Annotated in this window: 1 pseudogene; it reads right to left on the minus strand. The window is 71.7% G+C overall.

The window, feature by feature from the left end:
- Positions 1–49 precede the first annotated feature (49 nt).
- Positions 50–611, minus strand: a pseudogene (locus ACNPM4_RS19905) (1-pyrroline-5-carboxylate dehydrogenase); the annotation flags it as partial.

Genomic DNA, 611 nt, shown 5'->3' on the forward strand with positions numbered 1-611 from the left:
GGCCGCTTCTCTGTTGTGCGTCTCTGTTGCGCTGCGGGTCAGCCCCGGGTCAGATCACGCCGTCGGCGAGCGTGGTCGGGTTGCCGAAGCGGTGGTTCGTGATCGACACGGCCTGCTCGTGCAGGAAGGGCAGCATCTCGACGCGACCGGCACCGGTCACGGCGTGCGACCAGACCGCCACATCGGGGCTTCCGTCGAGCGCCTCGTGCAGCGCTGCGGCGTCGCCACCGACCAGACGCACGCGGTGCCACGAGTTCGCTGCCTTCGCGTAGCGCTTGGTCCAGGCCGCATCCGACTCGTGCTTGACGGTGACGCCGTGCGCACGAAGCGCCTTCTCGATGCGCGAGGGCAGGGCCGGAGCCGACACCGTGAACGGGCTGCCGCTGCGCAGGGCGGCGGCGAGCACGCGGATGCCGTCGACCAGCGGGGCGTTCTCGGCGATGCGCACGTCGACTGCGACCGGACGGTAGCGGAAGAGGTTGCGCTCGACCCCGAGACCGGACTTGTCGCTCACGGCACCGAACTCGTCGACCCAGGCGCGCTCGTCGGATGCCGCGGCCCGCTGCAGCCAGTCCGCCTCGACGGCGTCGAGCTCGGCACCCGCCGCGTCG

Source organism: Microbacterium umsixpiens, assembly GCF_053543675.1.